General features: G+C 74.6%; 12 protein-coding genes. 4 read left to right on the top strand and 8 right to left on the bottom strand.

Translation table 11 applies throughout. The features are described from left to right. Positions 1-107: 107 nt before the first annotated feature. The 4 genes from AC3D3D_RS14390 to AC3D3D_RS14375 form a co-directional block, all read right to left on the bottom strand. Complete coding sequence (locus AC3D3D_RS14390) at positions 108-806, bottom strand: septum formation family protein (RefSeq protein WP_463663280.1); 699 nt, start codon at positions 804-806, stop codon at positions 108-110. A gap of 189 nt (positions 807-995) precedes the next feature. After that, positions 996-1574: a septum formation family protein gene (locus tag AC3D3D_RS14385; RefSeq protein ID WP_463663279.1), complete on the bottom strand. Its 579-nt coding sequence runs from the start codon at positions 1572-1574 to the stop codon at positions 996-998. 121 nt (positions 1575-1695) lie between these two features. Then, on the bottom strand, positions 1696-4113 hold the full coding sequence (locus tag AC3D3D_RS14380) for a ComEC/Rec2 family competence protein (protein ID WP_463663278.1): 2418 nt from the start codon (positions 4111-4113) through the stop codon (positions 1696-1698). 119 nt (positions 4114-4232) lie between these two features. Beyond that, the gene (locus AC3D3D_RS14375) at positions 4233-5183 is read right to left on the bottom strand and encodes a ComEA family DNA-binding protein (RefSeq protein WP_463663277.1); all 951 of its coding nucleotides are present in this window, start codon (positions 5181-5183) and stop codon (positions 4233-4235) included. Between the two features lie 152 nt (positions 5184-5335). Between AC3D3D_RS14375 and AC3D3D_RS14370 the strand changes: the two genes are divergently transcribed. After that, a complete protein-coding gene (locus AC3D3D_RS14370; RefSeq protein ID WP_463663276.1) occupies positions 5336-7240 on the top strand; it encodes a helicase HerA-like domain-containing protein in 1905 nt (634 codons plus the stop codon). A gap of 115 nt (positions 7241-7355) precedes the next feature. Here AC3D3D_RS14370 and leuS read toward each other — a convergent pair whose 3' ends face one another. Together leuS and AC3D3D_RS14360 are read right to left on the bottom strand one after the other, a co-directional pair. Beyond that, positions 7356-10229, bottom strand: coding sequence for a leucine--tRNA ligase (gene leuS / locus AC3D3D_RS14365; protein WP_463663275.1), 2874 nt, complete (start codon positions 10227-10229; stop codon positions 7356-7358). A gap of 308 nt (positions 10230-10537) precedes the next feature. Beyond that, positions 10538-11068, bottom strand: coding sequence for a MarR family winged helix-turn-helix transcriptional regulator (locus AC3D3D_RS14360; protein WP_463663274.1), 531 nt, complete (start codon positions 11066-11068; stop codon positions 10538-10540). Positions 11069-11165: 97 nt separating this feature from the next. Between AC3D3D_RS14360 and AC3D3D_RS14355 the strand changes: the two genes are divergently transcribed. Then, entirely contained in the window at positions 11166-11615 is a 450-nt protein-coding gene (locus AC3D3D_RS14355) for an HIT family protein (RefSeq protein WP_463663273.1), read from the top strand. A 137-nt stretch (positions 11616-11752) separates the two neighbouring features. Here the strand turns inward: AC3D3D_RS14355 and AC3D3D_RS14350 are convergent, their stop codons facing one another. Further along, on the bottom strand, positions 11753-12511 hold the full coding sequence (locus AC3D3D_RS14350; RefSeq protein ID WP_463663272.1) for a vitamin K epoxide reductase family protein: 759 nt from the start codon (positions 12509-12511) through the stop codon (positions 11753-11755). 109 nt (positions 12512-12620) lie between these two features. Beyond that, positions 12621-14375: a metallophosphoesterase family protein gene (locus AC3D3D_RS14345; RefSeq protein ID WP_463663271.1), complete on the bottom strand. Its 1755-nt coding sequence runs from the start codon at positions 14373-14375 to the stop codon at positions 12621-12623. Positions 14376-14453: 78 nt separating this feature from the next. Between AC3D3D_RS14345 and AC3D3D_RS14340 the strand changes: the two genes are divergently transcribed. Together AC3D3D_RS14340 and AC3D3D_RS14335 are read left to right on the top strand one after the other, a co-directional pair. Next, positions 14454-15935, top strand: a complete 1482-nt coding sequence (locus tag AC3D3D_RS14340) for a glutamate-cysteine ligase family protein (protein ID WP_463663270.1) — start codon at positions 14454-14456, stop codon at positions 15933-15935. A gap of 31 nt (positions 15936-15966) precedes the next feature. Continuing rightward, entirely contained in the window at positions 15967-17217 is a 1251-nt protein-coding gene (locus tag AC3D3D_RS14335; protein ID WP_463663269.1) for an amidohydrolase, read from the top strand. Positions 17218-17228 lie beyond the last annotated feature (11 nt).

Here is a 17228-nt window from a genome sequence, read left to right as displayed (position 1 = left end):
GCTGCGGCCGGGATGCCGCAGCCCCGGTTGTTGCGACGGGACAGGTCCCCGGTCCTTTACCGCCGGGCGAGGCCCGGGTCGCTGCCGCGGGACGTGGTCCCGCCGGCTCAGCTGCCGCTCTGGTAGCCGCTGCCGGTGACCGGGGAGGTGGACTCGAGCATGCAGATCACCTCGGTGTCGCCGGCCTGGTCCCAGGTCGACTGCGAGGGGTAGAGCGCGTAGAGCCCGTACTCCGACCCGGACGCGGGGGCCCCGACGTAGGCCTCGAACTGCTCCTCGCAGACCGTGATCTCCTCCTGGATGGCCTCCTCACCCGGGAACTCGTCACCCTCGATGTTGAAGGTGTAGAAGACCTCGAGGTCGTGCTCCTCGTCGCAGTTGATGATCTCGTCCGCGACGGTGCTGTCGAGGCACTCGCCGGGGTTGGCGGTGAACACGCCGGGCGCACCCTCGCCGTTGTCGAACTCCGAGAGGTCGCCACCCGCGCCGCCGCCGGTCGCGCCGTCCTCACCCTCGGTGTCGGTGTCGGTGTCCGTACCACCGTCGGTCTCGTCGCCACCGTCGGTCTCGTCGCCACCGTCGGTCTCGGTGTCGCCGCCCTCGGTGTCGGTGTCGCCGTCGGTGCCGGTACCGCCGTCGGTGTCGGTGTCGTCGTCCGACCCGTCCTCCGGCGGGGTCTCCGTGGTCTCGCCCTCCTCCGGGGCGATCGGCTCGTCCTCGCCGCACGCGGCCAGTCCGAGCGCGAGGAAGGGGAGCGTCGCGACGGCCGCGAGCTTGCGGCTGGCGAGAGTGTTCGTGCGCTTCATGGTGTCCTCCACTTTCGTTGGATGAAGCCGTTCGGCCACCGCACCGGGGGGCGGTGCTGCAGCGAGACGTTAGCGGGATCTGTCGCGAATCCCGCGGCGACGCGGAGGGAAGTCCTCCCCCGTGAGATCTCCCCGACGCCGTTCTGGACCGCCATCATGCGGGATCGACGGTATCGACGGCACCGGTGATCAGGCGATGAGCTGCGCCGAGCGATAGGCGGAACCGGTGGCGGGCTCCTCGGTGGTGAGCAGGCAGATGACCTCGCGGTCCCCGGCCTCGGACCACGAGCTCTCGCTCGGGACGAGCCAGGTCAGCCCGTAGCCGCTCGCCTCGGGGGTGGTGCCGACGTAGGCGCCGAACATCTCGAGGCACAGGTCTGTGTCCATGCCGTCCTCGCCCGGGTACTCGTCGCCCTCGAGCGTGAAGGTGTAGTAGATCTCCGCCCGGTGGGGGTGGTCGCAGGGCACGACCCGCGTGTCGGAGGGGTCGACCAGGCACTCCCCGGGGGCGCCGGTGAAGATGCCCGGGGCGCCGTCGCCGTGGTCGAAGACCTCGGGGTCGGGGGCGTCCTGCGGCCCGGTGGGGGCGGAGGTGTCGTCACGCTCGCCGGGTGCGGTGCCGGGCGGGTCGGCGTCGGGCAGGTGGGCACCCGAGGTGAGGTCGATGCCGATGCGGTGACCGACGGCCCCGGTGACCAGGCCGAGGAGCACGAGGACGGCCAGGAGAGCACCGACCGCCGCGGCGGCTGCCGTCTGCGTCCGTGTCATCTGGGCCCCCTCGGGGTTCTCGCTCGACCGCTCCCGCTCCGGTGCGTGCGTCCACGTTATCCGCGGGGCCACGGGACCCGCCCGGTGCGCGGTGGACAGCGCTCCCCCGTCCTGCCCGGGCTCAGTCGCAGCCCACGAGCGTGAGCGCGCCCCCGCGTCCGGGCACGAGCCAGATGTGCCCGCACTCGTCGGCGCGCGCCACCCGTGCCCCGGTCCCGGACCAGAGCTCGAGCGTCCGCGGGGCCGGGTGCCCGTGGTCGTTGTCCTGCCCCGCGGACACCAGGGCCACGGCGGGCCGGGTCGCGGTCGCGAGCCCCGGGTGGAGGTTGCCCGAGCCGTGGTGCGGCACCACGACGACGTCGACGCCGTCCGAGGCGGCCCCGTGCTGGCCGAGCGCGCGCGTGAGACGCCGCTGCCCGGCCTCCTCGAGGTCGCCGGCCACGAGGACCGTGAGTACCTCCTCGCCCCGGGGTACCTCGATGAGCAGGGCGACCGAGCTCTCGTTCACGGAGGAGGAGCTGTCCGGCGAGGCCCGGGCGCCCGCGCGCGGGTGCAGCACCGTGGCACCCACCCCGGGCCAGTCCAGCCGCTGACCGGCGACCACCTCCCGCACCTGGGCGTCACCGCCGTGCGCGGCGAGCGCCGCCGCGGCGTCCTCTGCGGGGCTCGGCCCCTCGACGGCAGGGACCACCACCTCACGCACCTCCGCCACGGCCAGGACGGCCGCGAACCCGCCGGTGTGGTCGGCGTGGTCGTGCGTGAGGACCACCGCGTCGAGGGTCTCGATCCCCGCCTCCTGCAAGCAGACCGCCGCCCGGCCGTCGACCTCGCCGGCGTCGACGAGCACCGCGGACGTCTCCCCCGTGCGCACGAGCAGCGCCGAGGCCTGCCCGACGTCGCACTGCAGCACCGCCCAGCCCTGCGGCGAGCCGGTGCCGACCGGGACAGGGACCGCGCCCACCGCGCCGGGCAGCAGCGCCACGACGACGAGCGCCCGCACGCGCACGGCCGTGGTCACCCAGCGGGCGGCCAGCAGGGCGACGACGACGGTCGCGGCGACCATGAGCGCCAACCCGACGGCTCCGGCCGGCCACGGCACGGTGGCCGCCGGGGCGGCGGCGAGCGTGCGGGCCACCCAGGCGATCCAGGCCGTGTGCCAGGAGGCCACGCGCACCAGCAGCTCGGCGAGCTCCGGCGAGACGGGGGCGGCCAGCGCGGCCCCCAGGCCGAGCATCGTCGCACCGGGCACGGCCGGTCCGGCCAGCAGGTTGGCAGGGACCGCGGTGAGGGCCAGGCGGGCGTCGAGCAGGACCAGCACCGGTCCGCAGGCGAGCTGGGCGACGGCCGGCACCGCGAGCCCGCGGGCGAGCCACCGGGGCACCCCGCGGGAGAACATCCGCGCCACCGGCTCGGCGCCCACGACGATCGCCGCCGTGGCGGCGGCCGACAGGACGAGCCCGTAGGAGCGGGCCAGGGTCGGTTCGGACAGCAGGAGCACGACGACGGCGACCGACAGCGCCGGCAGGGCCCGCGCGGGGCGCCCCAGCAGCCCGGCCAGGAGCACGACGGCGCCCGTGGCTCCGGCGCGGAGCACCGAGGGCTCGGGGCGCACAAGGACGACCAGGGCGAGCACGACGGCCACCCCGGCGACCGCCGCCAGCCGCGGGCGCCCGCGTCCGACGACGGCGATCACCCCCGCCAGGACGAGCGACACGTGGGCCCCGGAGACGGCGGTGAGGTGGGTGAGGCCCGTGACGCGGGCGGCGTCCTCAAGGTCTGGTGGCATCGCGCGGTCGTCGCCCAGCGCGATCCCGGGGACCAGGCCGCGGGCCTGCGCGTCCAGCGGTGCCGTCGCCGTGCGCAGTCCCTCGCGCAGCCCGTCGATCGCGCCGAGCACCCCGGTGGGGGCGGCGAGGGTCACCGGGGGCTCGTCGGCGTAGATCATCGCCAGGTCCTCCTCGGCGCGGCCGGTCTCGACGGCGTCGCCGTGGGTCTCGATGCGTTCACCGATGCGCAGGCGCCCGTCGCCGGGCGGTGCGGTGACCATGACCGTCCCGCGGGCCGGTGCCGGCGCAGCCTCGTCCTGGGGGCCGGCGGCGATCAGGTCGATGCGCACGCGGACATGGCCACGCAGCGCGTCGTCGGGGTCGGTGAGGACCGTGCCCTGCACGACGACGGTCGACCCGTCCGCCGCGAGGACCGACAGGGGCTGGTCGCTGCGCTCGAGGTGGTGCAGGGTGACCACCGCTGCCCCCGCGGCGATGCCTCCCATGACGAGCGCGAGCTGCAGCAGGACGCCGACGGGCCGGGCGGTCACCCGAGCCCCGCGCACGGCAAGGACGGCGCCGACGCCGGAGACCCCGGCGGCCACGGCACCGACCCACGTCGGCGTCCCCAGGCCGATCCCGACGGCCAGCCAGGTCGCCAGCGCAGCGGGGACGAGCCGGACGTCGTGCGGGTCGGGCGGTCGGCGCTCGGCCTCGTCGGTGGCGGCACCGACCGGGTCGGTGGCGCGCGTCGGCGGGGCGGTGGCGCGCATCGGCGGGGCCGCGGTTGTTCCGGCCGGGGAAGAGGCTGGATCGCCCGGTGCGGTGGCCGGGCCGCCTGCCGTCTGCTCCGTGCGCGCGGGTGGGCGCTGCCGTGGCACGGTCCCTGCCCTCAGACCGTGACGAGGTCGCGGAGCTGCTCCATGAGCACGGGCCCGATGCCGGAGACGTCGTCGAGCTCGTCGACCGAGGTGAAGCCGCCCACCTCCTCCCGGTGGGCGACGATCCGCCCCGCGATCGCCGGCCCGATCCCCGGCAGGGTCTCCAGCTCGCCGGCGCCGGCCGTGTTGAGGTCGACCAGCCCTGGGGACTCTCCCGACGCGCCGGTCGCGTCCGCCCCGTCGCCGCCATCGGTACCCGGCGCGGCGCCCGTGCTGCCCGCCGCCGGTCCGTCCGGCGGCTCCCGGGGTTCCTCGCCGACGACGGGCACGTACACCTGCTCACCGTCGACGAGGGGCCGGGCGAGGTTGACCTGCGCGAGGTCGGCCTCGGGCGCCGCTCCCCCGCTGGCGTCCACCGCGTCCCCCACCCGCGCACCCGGGGCCAGCGCCACCAGGCCGGGGCGGGAGACGGCGCCGGCCACGTGCACGACGACGGAGTCCGAGTCCCCCGCGGCCGGGCCGCCCGAGGGGTTCTCGTCGCCGGGCTGCGCGTCGGGCGCGGAACCGTGGGCCGCGGGACTCTCCTCGCTCGATCCCCCGCCGTCGGCGGCGCTCCCCGTCCCTCCGTCCGCCTGCTCGACGTCCTCGCCGGCCGCCTGTCCGGCGTCGGGCGGGGCCGCCGCGCCGTCGGGCTGGGTCGCGGCGGCGAGCGTGCCCTCCCCACCGGGCACGATCTCCTCCCCCGGGCCGGGCCGGGCGATGAGGTAGCGGGCCGCGAGGAGGCCGACGACCACGGCGAGCACGACCAGGACCGCCACGACCGCGCGCCGCACCGGCCACGCGCGGACCGCTCGCTCCTCCCCCTCCTCGGGGTCGACCTCGAGATGACCCGCGGCAGCCGTGTACGCCACACGGGTGAGGTCCCGCAGGCGCTGCGAGGCGGCGCTCCGTGGCTGGTCCATGACCGCGACGCTAGGCGGGCCCGTCCTCGACGCGTGCGCCGCGCACCGGTGCCTGTGGGCGGGCGGTGCGGGGCAGGACCTGTGGGGCGCGGGTGGCGATCGGCCGGCCAGTACCTGCCTGCCCTCGAGCGCCCACCCATAGGATCGACGCCGTGACGGAACCTGCGAACGCCAGCTCGTCCGAGATCGCCCGCCTCAAGGCCGAGGCGGCGGCCGCTGCGGCCGAGGCCGCCGAGGCACGCGCAGTAGCCGCACAGGCGGCGCTCGACGCCGCCCTCGCCGCGGAGGGGAGCACGGACGCGAGCGCCGACGCAGGCAGCGCCACGGACACCAGTGCTGACGCCGCCGACACCACGGACTCGAGCGTCGCCAGCAGCAGCACCCCTGACACCAGCGGCGCCACGGCCGCCGCCTCGTCGGACGCGCTCTCCGAGCACGCCGCCACCATCCGGGACGGCTACGCCGCCGAGGGTGCCCTGCTGCCGATCGGCGTCCTGCTCGAGGACGGCGAGCCGGTCCCGGCCGTGCGCGTCGGTCTGCCGCTCGCCACGCTCAACCGGCACGCCCTCGTCGCCGGGGCCACCGGCACCGGCAAGACCCGCACGCTGCAGCTCATGGCCGAGGGCCTGTCCGCGGCCGGCGTGCCCGCGCTGGTCACGGACGTCAAGGGCGACCTCACTGGTCTGCTCCAGCCCGGTACGGCCAGCCCCAAGCTGCTCGAGCGCACCGCCGCCCTCGGGCAGGACTGGGTCGGCACCGGCTTCCCCGTCGAGCTCCTCCGCGTGGGCGAGGGTCCGGGCGCCGTCCCCGTGCGCACCACCGTCAGCGACTTCGGGCCGCTCCTGCTCGCCAAGGTCCTCGGCCTCAACGAGACCCAGGAGTCCGCCCTCCAGCTCATCTTCCACTGGGCCGACACCGAGGGCCTCGCGCTCGTCGACCTCGGCGACCTGCGCTCGGTGGTCGACCACCTCACCTCCGACGCCGGCAAGGAGGAGCTCCGCTCCATCGGCGGCGTGGCGTCCTCGACGGCCGGGGTCATCCTGCGCGAGGTCGCCGCCCTGGCGGCCCAGGGGGCCGAGGAGTTCTTCGGCGAGCCCGCCTTCGACACCGCCGACCTCATGCGGCTCGCCGCCGACGGCCGCGGCGTGCTGTCCGTGCTGCGCCTGCCCGACCTGCAGGACCGCCCCGACCTGCTCTCGACCTTCGTCATGTGGCTGCTGGCCGACCTGTTCGGCTCGCTGCCGGAGGTCGGCGACGCCGACAAGCCGCGCCTGGTCTTCTTCTTCGACGAGGCCCACCTGCTGTTCACCGGCGCGTCGAAGGAGTTCCTCGCCCAGGTCGTGCAGACGGTGCGCCTCATCCGGTCCAAGGGCGTCGGCGTCGTGTTCGTCACCCAGTCGCCCACCGACGTGCCCGAGGCCGTCCTGGCCCAGCTGGGCGGCCGGGTGCAGCACGCGCTGCGCGCCCACACGCCCAAGGACGCCCGGATGCTCAAGGAGGCCGTCTCCACCTTCCCCACCTCCCCCTACGACCTCACCGAGGTGCTCACCTCGCTGGGCACCGGCGAGGCCGTCGTCACCGTCCTGTCCGAGGAGGGCGCGCCCACCCCGGTGGCCGCCACCCGCGTGCTCGCACCGGCCGCCGTCATGGGGGCCGCGGAGGAGTCCGCCGCGGCGGCCGCGATGGCCGCCTCGCCCCTGACCGCGCGCTACGCCGAGCGGGTCGACCCCGAGTCGGCCACCGAGATGCTCGCCGCCCAGATCGAGGAGGCTGCCCGGGAGGCCGCCGCCGCGGCCGAGGCGGAGCGGCTCGCGGCCGAGCGCGCCGCCCGCGCGAAGGAGGAGGCCAAGGCCGAGGAGAAGCGCCGCAAGGAGCTGGAGAAGCAGATCGAGGCCGACCGCCGTCGGGAGGAGAAGGAGGCCGCGGACGCCCGTCGAAGGGCCGAGCGCGAGGCCGACCGGCGCGCACGTCAGCGAGACTCGATCCTCACCTCGATGGTCCGCACCGCCGGCAACTCCGTGGTCCGCTCCATCTTCGGCAACCGGCGCCGCCGGTAGGCGTCCCGGGCCGACGCGTCCGGCCCGGCACGACGACGGCGGGGCCCACCCGAGGTGGACCCCGCGGCTGGTCGTCCGGGCCTGCCGAGACCTCGACCTGCCCGAGCCGCTGCGGCTACGGGACGACGTTGACCAGGTTCGGGGCGCGCACGATGACGCGACGCGGCTCGGCGCCGTCGAGGTGCTTGACCACCGGCGGGGCGGCCAGGGCCAGCTCGCGCAGCTCGTCCTCCCCGATCCCGGCGTCGACCTCGAGCTTGGCCCGCACCTTGCCCTTGACCTGGACCACCGCGGTGACGGTCTCGGCGACCAGCAGGTCGGGGTCCGCCACCGGGAAGGGCTCGTAGGTCAGGGACGCGGTGTGCCCGAGGCGCTGCCACAGCTCCTCGGCCACGTGCGGGGCCATGGGCGCGAGCATCTGCACCAGCGGCTCGACCGCCGCGCGCGGCACCCGGCCCAGCGCCGTGAGGTGGTTGTTGAGCACGATGAGCCGGGCGACCGCGGTGTTCATCCGCATCCCCTCGTACTCCTCGGTCACGTCGGCGATCGTGCGGGCCACGAGGCGCGCGGTCTCCTCGTCCATCGCCTCGTCGTGGACCGTCACCTCGCCGGTGTTCTCGTCGACGACGTTGCGCCACAGCCGCTGCAGGAACCTCAGCGAGCCGACGACGGCGCGCGTGTCCCACGGCCGGGAGTCGGCCAGCGGCCCCATCGACATCTCGTAGACCCGGAAGGTGTCGGCGCCGTACTCGGCGTACATCTCGTCGGGCGTCACCGCGTTCTTCAGCGACTTGCCCATCTTCCCGTACTCCTGGGTGACGGGCCGGCCCTGCCAGGTGAAGCCGGCGGCCTCGTCCCCGTCGACCTCGTCGGCCGGGACGTGCTGGCCGCGCTCGTCGACGTAGGCGTAGGCCTGGATGTACCCCTGGTTGAACAGGCGGTGGTAGGGCTCGGAGCTGGAGACGTGCCCCAGGTCGAACAGCACCTTGTGCCAGAACCGGGAGTACAGCAGGTGCAGCACCGCGTGCTCCACGCCGCCGACGTACAGGTCGGTGCCACCGACCCCGCCCGCCTCGCGGGCGCCCATCCAGTACGCCTCGATCTCCGGGTCGACGAAGCGCTCGGAGTTGTGCGGGTCCAGGTAGCGCAGCTCGTACCAGCACGAGCCGGCCCACTGCGGCATGGTGTTGGTGTCGCGCCGGTAGCGCTGCACGCCGCGGCCGTCCCCCAGGTCGAGGTCGACCTCCACCCAGTCCCGCACCCGGCCGAGCGGTGCCTCCGGGGTGGAGCCGGCGTCGTCGGGGTCGAAGGTGCGCGGGGAGTAGTCCGCCACCTCGGGCAGGTCGACGGGCAGCATCTCGTCGGGCAGCGTGTGCGCGACACCGGCCTCGTCGTAGACCACCGGGAACGGCTCGCCCCAGTAGCGCTGCCGCGAGAACAGCCAGTCGCGCAGCCGGTAGGTCACGGCCGCCTCGCCATACCCCTCGCCCGCCAGCCACTCGGTCATGGCGGCCTTCGCGTCGGCGACCGTCATCCCGTCCAGGGAGAGCTCCGCGTTGCTCGAGGCGACGACGAGACCGTCGCCCGACCAGGCCCCGCCCTCGTGGTCCGCGGGCGGCTCGACGGTGTGCACCACCGGCAGCTCGTAGCGCTCGGCGAAGGCGAAGTCGCGCTCGTCGCCGCCGGGGACGGCCATGATCGCGCCGGTGCCGTAGCCCATGAGCACGTAGTCGGCGGTGAAGACCGGCACCTGCTCGCCGTTGACCGGGTTGGTGGCGTGCAGGCCGGTGAAGACGCCGGTCTTGGCCCGCGCGTCGTCGGTGCGCTCCTCGTCGGTGCGGGCGGCCGCCTGCGCCTGGTACTGCGCGACGGCGACGGCCGGGTCCGCGGCCCCGCCCGTCCACGCCTCGCGGGTGCCCTCGGGCCAGGTGGCCGGCAGCGCGCCGGCCAGCAGCGGGTGCTCCGGGGAGACCACCATGAAGGTCGCCCCGAACAGGGTGTCGGGCCGGGTGGTGAAGACCTCCAGGTCGCCGTGCCCCGCCACCTGGAAGCGCACGCGGGCACCGGCTGACCGGCCGATCCAGTTGCGCTGCATCGTCTTGACCTTCTCGGGCCAGTCGATGCCGTCCAGGCCCTCGAGCAGGCGGTCGCCGTAGGCGGTGATCCGCATCGTCCACTGCGACAGGTTGCGGGTGAACACGGGGAAGTTGCCGCGCTCGGACCGGCCCTCGGAGGTGACCTCCTCGTTGGCCAGCACCGTGCCCAGGCCCGGGCACCAGTTGACCGGCTGCTCGGAGACGTAGGCCAGGCGGTAGCCGGCCACCACCTCGGCGCGTGCCACCTCGTCCAGCTCCGCCCAGGACCGGCCGCCGGGGACCTCGCGGCTGCCGTCCTCGAAGGCGGCCACCAGCTCGGCGATGGGCCGCGCCGAGCCGCGCCCGCCGTCGGGGCGGACGGCCTCGGGGTCGTACCAGGAGTTGAAGATCTGCGTGAAGATCCACTGCGTCCAGCGCACGTAGTCGGGGTCCGTGGTCGCCACCGAGCGCCGCTCGTCGTGGCCCAGGCCCAGGCGCCGCAGCTGGCGGCGCATCGTGGCGATGTTCTCCTCGGTGGTGATCCGCGGGTGCTGGCCGGTCTGCACGGCGAACTGCTCGGCCGGTAGGCCGAAGGCGTCGTAGCCCAGGGTGTGCAGCACGTTGTCCCCGCGCATGCGCCGGAAGCGGCCCACGACGTCGGTGGCGATGTACCCCAGCGGGTGGCCCACGTGCAGGCCCTTGCCCGAGGGGTAGGGGAACATGTCGAGCAGGTAGAACCGCGGCCGCTCGGCGCGCGGCCCGGCCAGGTCGCCGGTGGGGTTGTGCGCGTGGAACGTGCCCTCGGCCGCCCACCGCTCCTGCCAGCGTTGCTCGATCTCACCGGCGAGCGCCGCGGTGTACCGGTGGGGCGGGATGGCGTCGTCGGCGGTCGGTGCGGTGGTCTCGGTCGTCATGTCCCTCAGCTCGTCTCCGGGTGTCGCTCACTCTCCGGGCAGAAAAAAACCTCCCGATCAGGGGAGGTCCGCCGCGCCGGGTCACCGGCCCGTGATGGGCGGTGGGGTCCTCAGCGCGGCCCGGTAAGGAGCAGCACGAAAGCCATGCCGGGCATGGTATCACCGGCCCGCCGGACGGTCCCCGTGGATGTCATGCCCGACGGCGGCCGGTGGGCTTGGGCTCGACCGCGGCACCGGTTCACGCCGACGGCGGCCGGTGGGCCTGGGATCGACGGCGGTACCGGCTCACGCCCGACGGCCTCCCCTGGTCACGACCCCGACCCACCGCTCCGACGGCGTCCCCGCGGCCGCGGTGCGGGCGCCCCCTCGCGCAGCCGCCGGAGCAGGTCCCGCAGGGTGCGCAGCTCCTCCTCGTCCAGCACGGACATCGCCTTGTGGATGGAGCGGACGTGCCGCCTGCCCACCTGCTGCTGGACGCGCGCACCGTCCTCGGTGAGCACGAGGTTGGTGCCGCGGGCGTCGTTGACCGCGGGCGTGCGCCGCACCAGCCCCTTGTCCGCGAGCCGGTCGGCCATGCGGCTCAGGCTCGGCTGCGCCATGAGCACCTGGTCGTTGAGCTCGCGCATGCGCATGGTGCGGCCGGGCGCGCCGGCGAGGATGAACAGCACGTCGTACTCGGTCTTGGACAGCGGGGAGAAGTCGTCGGCGGCCTCGTAGCCGCGCATGAGCGTGACCTCGGCGCGCAGCAGCGCCTCCCACGTCGAGCTCGTCAGTCCCATCCCGGTCCGCGGGGGCACATCCCCGCCCGAGCGCTTCCCCTCCTGCGACGTCCCTGCCATGGTCGTTCCCTCCCTCCGTCCGCCAACGGACACTAGCCGACCGACCGCCACGGTCCGCGGCCTGCGGGCCGGCCCCGGTGCCCCTAGCCTGGCGGACATGAGCACTCTGTTCACGCGGATCATCGACGGCGAGCTGCCCGGTCGCTTCGTCTGGACCGACGAGCTGTGCGTCGGCTTCCTCAGCGTGGGCCCGCACACCGAGGGACACACCCTCGTGGTGCCGCGCGCGGAGGTCGACAACCTCACCGACGCCGAGGACGAGCTGGTGGCCCACCTCGCCGTCGTGGCGCGGCGGATCGGCGCCGCCCAGCGGCAGGCCACGGGCGCGCCGCGGGCGATGGTCGTCGTCGCCGGCTTCGAGGTGCCCCACCTGCACGTGCACGTCTACCCCGCCTGGGACGAGAAGGTCCTCGACCCGGCCGTCGCGCGATCAGACGTGCCCAACGAGGAGATGGACGCCGCCGCCGAACGGCTGCGCGCCGCCCTGCGCGAGACCGGCTTCCCGGCCAACGTCCCGCCCGACGTCTCCTCGGCCGCCCCTGCCTGACCAACCGCCCCGCCTGGCCGGCCGGCCGGCCGGCGAGGGTCAGGCGGCCGACAGGGCGCCAGGCCTGCTCAGCGCCCCGGCCTCCGGCCTCCGGCCCGCCGACGAGCACGCGCTCAGGCTCGTCAGTCAGCGCACGCTCAGCGGACCATGAGCATCCACTGGTCCCAGAAGTGGACCAGCGCCCACAGCACGATGACGGCGTAGAGCGCACCGGTGATGAGCCACCGGTCGAGGACCAGGGTGCGCGTGAGCTTCTCGGGCAGCCGCAGCATCCCCGCCTGCGCCGCCCGGGCCGGGACGTGCACGACGACGGGCACGACCACCAGCCACACCACGAGGCAGTAGGGGCACAGCGCGCGGATCTCGTAGAACGCGGTGTAGACGAAGAAGGCCAGCGCGACCAGCGCGAAGGCGGCGCCCGCGGTGAGCAGCCACCAGAACCATCGGCCCAGGCGCCCGCCGGAGAGCAGGATGAGGCCGGTGGCCAGCAGCGCACCGAAGGCCGCCGTGCCCAGGACCGCGTTCGAGATCCCCAGGGCGTGGGCCTGCCAGGTCGTGATGAAGGTGCCGCAGCCGATGAGCGGATTGATGTCGCACGCCAGCGCGGCCCCCGGGTCGGCGGCCACGAGCAGCTCGGCGAGGACGAGCTCGATCGACGCCCACAGCCCGAGCACCCCGGCCACGGTCAGCAGGACGGCCAGCTCGCGGGGCGCGCCCCCGGCCCGCTGGTGCGGGCTCGGGGCGGCGCGGTCGGCGACCTCCTCGTCGAGGGAGTCGTCGCCCGGCAGGTCGTCGTCGAGGGCGTCGGCCTCGTCCGGCTCGTCGGTCCGCCCCGTGACGGGATCGGTCGGGGCGACGGCGTCGCCGTGGCGACGGCGGGGGGTGCGTCCGTTCACGGGGTCAGTATGAACGCCCCGGCCCCTTCACTGGGGGCGCGCCACCCGGTGCCGGTCGGCGCCTCGGCGTCGTGGGTCGGCTCGGACCCCTCTGCTGCGGGCGCGCCCGTCACCCGGTGCCGGTCGGCGCCTCGGCGTCCTCGGTCGCCTCTGGCCCCTCGGAGGGCACCTCGTCGCCGAAGCCGCTCGGGCTCTCCCCCGGCCCGCCGCTGCGGCTCTCCTCGTCGACGAGCTCCTCGCCGTCGGTCCCGACCTTGGGGATGGGCAGCGCCTCGGGCATGTCCTGCCACTCCCCGATCGACACGCTCGCATCCGGCATGAGCTCGAAGCGCCGGAAGCGCAAGGCCTCGCCGGTGTCACTGTCGAACTCGATCTGCCCGAAGGGGGCGGGCTCGACGACGGCGCCCAGCGTGGGGAAGCCCTGGCCCTGCCCACCGGCCGCCCCCTCGACCCAGCGCACGCCCAGCCCGTCGATCTCCGGCCCCACGTGGGTGTGGATGTGGCCCGAGAGGGTGAGCGGCACGCAGCCCGTCCAGGCCACCCGGCGCCCCCCGAAGGCGTCGTGCACCATGGCGAGGTCCACGGCATCGTCCTGCGCGAGCAGCTCGCAGGAGTCCTCACCGATCCGCATCGCCGTCTCCTCCCAGGTCTCGGCGCGCTCCTGCACGGTCGGCTGGTCCAGGGTGGTGATACGCGGGTCCGTGTCGCCGATGATCCGCACCCCGGCGACCTCGACCACGGACCCGTCGAGCACGGTCCAGCCTGCCCGGCGCATCTGGTCCACCGTCACGAGCGAGTCGTGGTTGCCGGCCGCGACGACGTAGGTCGCCTCGTCCGGCATCGAGGTGTCGATCGCGTCGACGCAGAACTGCTCCAGGGCGGTGCCGGCGATGGTCGTGTCCCCGCCGTCGAGGACCATGTCGGCGCCCACCTCCTGCGCGGCGAGGCCGACGACCTCCGCCGCCCCGACGTTGCAGTGCACGTCGGTGTAGAACATCGCCGTGGTCACGCCCTCGGGCTGCTCCCCACCGGGCCCGGTCGACCACCGGCCCTGCTCGTCCAGGGCGGCAGTCAGCGCGCCCCGGGCCTCCTCCGCGAAGGCGGTGTTGCCGTCGTAGAAGAGGCGGATCGTCGGGCCGTAGGCGTTGAGGAGGTCGCCGAGCCGGCCGGAGACCCGCGCCTCCTCCAGCGGGGTCTGCCGGAAGGACGCGATCGTCACCCCCTCGGGATTCTCGTTGCGGGTGGCCGGCACGATGACCGAGGTCAGCCCGACGACGAGGGCGCCCGCCGTGAGCGCGACGACGACCGGCCGGTCGGTCACCAGGCGCAGCGACCGCGACCAGGTCCCGTGCAGGGCCGCATGGGCGGCGGCGATCACCGTCAGGACGACGGTCGCGGTGAGGGTGGCGCGGGCCAGCGCGTCGTCGACCAGGGCGCGGGTGGGTTCGGCGAAGGCTGCGTCGGGGTAGGCCAGCATCCGGGCGTAGGAGTCGGCGTCGGCCAACAGTCCCGGGACGAGACCGTTCTCGCCCGCCGTGGTGTCCGCGGGGAGCTCCTTGACGACGGCCAGCACCCCCACCGACGCCGGGAGGGGCGAGTCCAGCACGACGTTGCCCGCCGGCCCGAGGTCGATCGTCACCTCCGAGTCCAGGGTCACCGCCACCTCGGCGCGGTGCGGTCCCACGGTGGTGGTCACGTGCGCCGTGGCGATCCCCACGACCGCGGAGCCGACCGCCACGAGCACGACCACGACGGCGACGAGCCACCACGGCATCACCCGTCGCGTGACGCCTGGAGCTCCGTCCTCGGGCGTCTCGTCGTCGTCGGGACCAGGGCGGACGCCGTCCAGGTCCCGGGAAGTCATCGCTGCAGTCTAGGGCGCACGGCATCCGGCATGGTGCCCACCCGCGCGCGGGCGGCCCACCGGTGGGAGCATTCCGCCATGGGACGCGAGATCTCGCTGACGACGTACACCGGCGCCGACCGGGCCCGCTACCGCGCCAAGGTGGCCCAGTGCCTCGACGCGCTCGAGGTGATGCTCGCGCGCGGGCACTTCGCCGAGGACGTCGCCAGCACGGGGCTGGAGATCGAGCTCGCCCTGGTCGAGGGCGACGGCAGCCCCGCCAGCACCAACAGCGAGGTGCTCGCCGAGATCGCCGACCCCGCCTACCAGAGCGAGCTCGGCCGCTACACGATCGAGCTCAACGTCGAGCCACGGGTGCTCTCCGGCTCCGCGCTCGCCGACCTCGAGTCCGACCTTCGCGCCACCCTCAACCACGCGCGCGACCGTGCCCGCGCCCTGGGCACAGACATCGTCATGACCGGGATCCTGCCCACCCTCATGCCCGAGCACGCCGAGAAGGACTGGATCTCCGACGACGACCGCTACCTCGCGCTCGACGCCGCCATCCGCACCGCCCGCCACGAGGACATCTCCCTGGAGATCGCCGGCCCCGAGCCGCTCGCCCACACCTTCGAGTCCATCGCCGTGGAGTCGGTGTGCACCTCGACCCAGCTCCACCTCCAGGTCCGCCCCGAGCAGTTCGCGAGGTACTGGAACTCCGCCCAGCTGCTGGCCGGTCCACAGCTCGTGCTCGGCGCGAACTCGCCGCTGCTGTTCGGCCACCGGCTGTGGGCCGAGACCCGGCCCGTCGTCTTCCTCCAGGCCACCGACACCCGCGCGCCCGAGCTGCGCCACCAGGGGGTGCGCCCGATCGTCACGTTCGGCGAGCGCTGGATCACCTCGATCTTCGACCTGTTCGAGGAGAACGTCCGCTTCTACCCTGCGCTGCTGCCCGTGACCTCCGACGACGACCCCTTCGAGGTCCTCGCCGCCGGCGGCACACCCACCCTCGACGAGCTCACGCTGCACAACGGCACCGTCTACCGCTGGAACCGGCCGATCTACGCCGTCACGGGCGGCCGGCCCCACCTGCGGGTGGAGAACCGCGTGCTGCCCGCCGGGCCGACGGTCGTCGACACCGTCGCCAACGCCGCCTTCTTCTACGGCGCCGTCGAGGCCCTCGTCCGCGAGGAGCGCCCCACCTGGACGCGGATGCCCTTCTCGGCCGCGCGGGACAACTTCGAGGCCGCCGCCCGGAACGGCATCGACGCCCGGCTCAGCTGGCCCGGCGAGCTCGAGATCGACGGCCTCAGCCTCATCGAGCAGACCCTGCTGCCGATGGCGGCCCGCGGGCTCACCCACCTGGGGGTCGACCGGGACGTCGCCGACCACTACCTGGGGATCATCTCCCAGCGCGTCGAGCGCCGGCAGAACGGGGCCTCCTGGCAGGTGGCCGCCGTGGGGGCCTACGAGCAGGCGGGGCTGGACCGGGCCCGGGCCGTGCGCAAGATGCTCGGCGACTACCGCCGCAACATGGACACCAACACCCCGGTCGCCCTCTGGCCGGTGCCCCAGCCCTGAGCAGCACCGCCGTCGGTGCGATGATCGGTCCATGAGCAGCGTCTTCTCCCCCGTCCCCACGCCCGAGCGCCCCGGCGCCACCGTCGCCCTGGTCGGCGGCCTCGTCCGGCCCGTCGCCGCGCCGGACCTCGACGCCGGCGTCGTGCTCGTCACCGACGGGGTCATCACCGCCGTCGGCGCGGTCGGCGAGGTGGAGATCCCCGACGGCGTGCCGCAGGTCGACACCACCGGGCAGGTCGTGCTGCCGGGCTTCATCGAGTCGCACGCCCACCTCGGCGTCTCCGAGGAGGGCCGCGGCTGGGCCGGGCAGGACGTCAACGAGATGACCGGCCCCAACCAGGCCGCCGTGCGCGCGATCGACGCCATCGACATCGACGAGGAGGGCTTCCGCGACGCCCTGTCCGGCGGCGTGACCACCGCCGTCGTCAAGCCCGGCTCGGGCAACCCCATCGGCGGGCAGACCGTGGCGATCAAGACCTGGGGCGGGCGCACCGTCGACGAGCAGGTCCTCTCCGCGGCCGTCTCGGTGAAGTCGGCGCTCGGGGAGAACCCCAAGCGCGTCTACGGCGAGAAGAAGGTCACCCCGTCGACCCGCCTCGGCGTCGCCAAGATCATCCGGGAGGCCTTCACCGCCGCGCAGGACTATGCGGCCAAGCGAGCGCACGCGGCCACCGAGGGCAAGCCCATCGAGCGCGACCTCAGCCTCGAGCCCCTCGTCGCCGTCCTCGAGGGCACCCTGGCCTGGGACCAGCACTCCCACCGCCACGACGACCTCGCCACCGCGCTGCGCCTGGCCGACGAGTTCGGCTACCGCCTCGTGCTCAACCACGGCACCGACGCGCACAAGATCGCCGACGTGCTCGCCGAGCGCGACATCCCGGTGATCTACGGGCCGATGATCGTCAGCCGCTCCAAGGTCGAGGTCGCCGACCGCGACGTGCCGCACCTCGTGCAGATCGCCGAGGCCGGCGTGCGCGTCGCGATCACGACAGATCATCCTGTGGTGCCGATCGAGCACCTCGTCCTCCAGGCCAGCCTCGCCGTCAAGGAGGGCCTTGACCGGCGCACCGCCGTCGAGGCGCTGACCACCAACCCGGCCGCCTTTCTCCGCCTGGACGACCGGGTCGGTTCGCTGGCGCCCGGGCTCGACGGCGACGTCGTCGTGTGGAGCGGGGACCCGCTGGACACGACCTCCCGGGTCGAGCGCACCTTCATCGCCGGCCGCGAGGTGTACACCGCCGGCGGCGGGGTCGTCGAGCGCGCCGAGCGCTTCGCCGGCTGACCTCCGCGCAC

Source organism: Georgenia sp. X1117 (assembly GCF_057784635.1).
The sequence above is the reverse complement of the archived record's forward strand: the minus strand, read 5'-3'. Positions and strand labels throughout refer to the sequence as shown.